Source organism: Sulfitobacter sp. HI0040 (assembly GCF_001634885.1).
Taxonomy (GTDB): domain Bacteria; phylum Pseudomonadota; class Alphaproteobacteria; order Rhodobacterales; family Rhodobacteraceae; genus Sulfitobacter.
Map to the genome: position 1 here is coordinate 1 of NZ_LWEX01000125.1, position 3,770 is coordinate 3,770.

The 3,770-nt window shown below is 65.9% G+C and carries 3 protein-coding genes; all 3 read right to left on the reverse strand.

Annotated elements, in window-relative coordinates; genetic code table 11:
• Window positions 1–187: 187 nt before the first annotated feature.
• Window positions 188–712: a MarR family winged helix-turn-helix transcriptional regulator gene (locus tag A3728_RS09120; protein ID WP_236628177.1), complete on the reverse strand. Its 525-nt coding sequence runs from the start codon at window positions 710–712 to the stop codon at window positions 188–190.
• A gap of 121 nt (window positions 713–833) precedes the next feature.
• A complete protein-coding gene (locus tag A3728_RS09125; protein WP_067922466.1) occupies window positions 834–2,594 on the reverse strand; it encodes a thiamine pyrophosphate-binding protein in 1,761 nt (586 codons plus the stop codon).
• Window positions 2,595–2,620: 26 nt separating this feature from the next.
• On the reverse strand, window positions 2,621–3,770 hold a 1,150-nt coding region (locus tag A3728_RS09130; RefSeq protein WP_067922469.1), incomplete at its 5' end, for an aldehyde dehydrogenase family protein.

A 3,770-nucleotide genomic window follows, 5' to 3' on the forward strand; every position in this document is an offset into this window, starting at 1 on the left:
AAAAACTTAGACTTCTATCTTGGTAGAGAAATGCATCGCTGTAGTCAATAAATTAGATATCTTAGTTTATGGTTTGGCCGGATAGGGACGCACGGCACCAATCCCCGCAATTTTTCGGCAATTCGGGAAGTATCAGGACCTGCGGGACTCGCGGGAATCACGGAGACGTCGCCCCGACGTCTCCGCCTCAGCCGTGCGAGCGGGTGGCTGGAACGCGGTGGCCCGCAGCGGCCGCGCGTTCCTCGTCGCTTTCGAGGTTGCGGATCACTGTGCTCAGCGCCCGGCGCAGCAATGCGACCTCGTCTTCGGTCAGACCGTCCACCGCAATGTCGTTGGTCTCGATCGCAAGGGGCTCCAGCCGGTCGCGCAGGTCGCGGCCCTTTTCGGTCAGGAAGGCGTGCTGACGACGCTTGTTGGGGCCCACGCGGCGGCGTTCGATGAATCCCAGCTCTTCCATGCGGATCAAGGCGGTGTGGGCCGTGGGCTCGGTCAGGTGGGCCTTTTCGCTCAGCTCTCGCTGCGAAAGCCCGTCATGGGTCCACAGAATTCTCAGGAAAATCCACTGGCCGAAAGTCACTCCCTCAGTCGTTAGCCGCAACTGCAAAGACCGGTTGAAGGACCGCGCGGCAAGCCTGATTAGACGCGCCAGGCGTTCATCCTGATAGACCTCGTTGCCGGGTTGCAGTCCGTCGCGATTTTCTTGTCCGTCCAAATATCCGTCCCCGGCCCAGTCGATGTTCCATCCAGACGCCACCACGTCGCGTGGCCGGGCGCCTTGACCTATAACAAGACAGAGTCCGGTTGACGGACGCGTGCCCTGAATTGGGCGGGCATCACTCCTGCGTCATGCCCTCTGTCATCGCTGCACTATAACCTTGGGCGATGCGAACGTCGACCACCACCGTGTCGCCAACTGCCACCCGATCAAGCGCCTGCGATAGCAGGTCGTCCAGCGCTTTGTGCCCCTCGACCGGGCCGAATGCCGTAGCGCCCTGCGCGCGGGCCATGGCCGCGATGTCAATGTCGGGCCCGGTGATCGCCTGGCCCACATGCTTGTTCTCAACGGGCCGATCGCGCATCCGCGCCACCCGCTCCTGGTGCACCTCGTCGTTGAAATAGGACCGGTTGTTGGCCACCACGATCAGCATCGGCACCGAATGGTGCGCCGCCGTCCAGATTGCCGTCGCCCCCATCAAGAAATCGCCATCGCCCAGCACTGCTACTGGCAGCCGGTCCGCTCCCTGCAGCGCCAGCGCCGATCCCACCGCCATGCCGGGCCCCGAGCCGATGCCCGCGCCCCCATCATAGCCCAGATAATCCAGCGGGCCGCGGAAATCGCACTTGTCGCCATTCCAGCTGAGCGTCAGGCGCATCAGCGTGGCGTCGAGCCCCGCCAGCCGCGCGCCCAGGTGATCGGCCAGCGTGTCGATGGTGACGGGCCCGGTATGCGCCGCCGCATCGAACGCCGCCACCGGGGCGGGCAGCACGGTTTCCCCCTGCCCCGCTATGCCGGCGGCCTTGCACAGCGCCGCGATCACCGCGTCGGGATCGGCCAGCAGCGACATGTCACTTTGCGGTTGCGCCTGGTGGTCCAGTGACCAACCGTTCTGCAATAGGGGCTCCAGTGTCACGTTCACGATCTTCGTGGCGGCGGTATGTACTCCCGCCTGCCGCATGGTTCCCGCCGGATCTACCCAATCGAACGAGACCAGCAAATCCGCCCCGGCGATGACTTTTGACGCGTCGGACGACAGGAAGTAGCTGGGCGCGCCCGCGTGCAATGGGTGTTTCGTCGGGAAGGCGGCGGCGGTCTTGATGTCGGTCACGACACGGGCCCCGAAAGCCTCGGCCAGCGCGACACGACGGTCCCAGTCAGCGCCACCGCGCGACACCCGACCCATGAGGAAGACGGGCCGTTCCGCGTCGCGCAGCATCCCCAAGATGCGATCGGCGTCTGCCGCGGCCACCTGCGGCAGCTGCGGCACCGGGTGCTTCGCGGCATCCGGCAAGGCGGGGAGCGCGTCGATCTCCTGCTCCTGCACGGTCACGTCGAAACAGACATAGGTGGGCGCCTTGGGCGCGGTTTGCGTGATCGTGGCGGCGCGCTGCATCGACGTCAGAGATGCGGTCAGCGATGCGGGCTGATCGTCCCATTTCACGTAAGGTCGCACGATGGCCGCCTGGTCGCGCGAGGTGTGCAGCCAGTCTATCCAGGGTCGCCGCTTGTCGGCATCGACCGGCCCCGTCGCGCCATAGACCAGCATCGGCACCCGGTCGCACCACGCATTGTAGAGCGCCATCGCCGCGTGCATCAGACCCACGTTTGCGTGCAGGATCACTGCCAGCGGCGTGCCCGTCACCTTGGCCCAGCCATGCGCGATAGCGACCGCGTGTTCCTCGTGCAGGCACAACAACATCTGCGGGTCTCGGTTGCCCAAGTCGTTCACCAGGCTGTCATGCAGCCCGCGAAAGCTCGACCCCGGATTCAGCGCGACAAACGGCACTTCCAGGTGCCGCAGCATTCGGCCGATGGCGTCGCTACCATAGAGCTTGGTGACGTTACAGGTCACAGGCCGGTCCAGGTCGTCGCGCATTCTCGTCGCCTTTCCTGTCGCCCGGCTCATTGGCCGGACAGGTTGATGTGGACGTTCTTTTCATGGGTGAAGGACAGCAATTCGCCGATGCCCTCCTCGCGGCCGATGCCAGACTGCTTGACCCCGCCGAAGGGCGCGCCCAGGAAATGGCGTCCGACCTCGTTGATCCAGACGAACCCGGCCTCGACCCGGCCCGCGGCGCGGTGGGCGGTGGCAAGGTCGCGGGTCCAGATCGCGCAGGTCAGGCCCACGTCCAGCCCGTTGACCTCGGCCAGCATGTCCTTCTCGTCCGACCAGCGGCGCACGGCCAGCACGGGGCCGAAGATTTCCTCTCGGGCGATGCGCATGTCGGGCGTTACGTCGGCGAATATCGTCGGCGCGATGAAATTGCCCTTGGCCAGATCGCCGTCGATGACCGCGTGCCCGCCCGCGACCACGCGCGCGCCTTCGGCCTTGCCGCTGTCGACATAGGACATCACCCGGTCGAAATGGCCCCTCGACACCAGCGCGCCCATTGTCGTTTCGGGGTCCGTGGGCAGGCCGGGGCGATAGCGCTCCACGGCATCCGCCAACCGCTCCACCACCGCGTCGTGCAGGTCGTCGTGCAGGAATGCCCGGCTGGTTGAGCCGCAGGATTGACCGCACCAACCGAAATTCATGCCCGCCACGATGGCATCGGCCACCTTTGCGGGGTCGCTGTCGGGATAGGCGATAAGGGCGTTTTTGCCACCCAACTCCAGAAGCACGGGTTTCACGGTGGCGCTGGCGCTGCGCATCACCGCCTGCCCCGCGCCCACGGACCCGATCAGCGTGACCTTGGCCACGTCCTTGTGGCTGGCCAGTGCGGCGCCCGCCTCGGTCCCGCCGGGCAGCACGCTGAAGACACCGGCGGGCAGCAGACCGTCCACAAGTTCCGCGAGCCGCAGCGCCGAGAGCGGCGCCTGTACCGGCGGCTTGATGATGACCGCGTTGCCCGCGGCCAGCGGCGCAGCCATCTTGCCGCCACAGAACATGAACGGGTGGTTGAAGGCGAGGATGCGGGCGACGACGCCCATCGGCTCGCGCAGGGTCAAGTTCACCCGGTTGGGGCCCATCGGGATGGTGTCGCCCTTCATCTCGGTCACGAGGCCCGCGAAGAACTCCATCTGCGTCGCGGCGATGGTCGCGTCGCCGCGC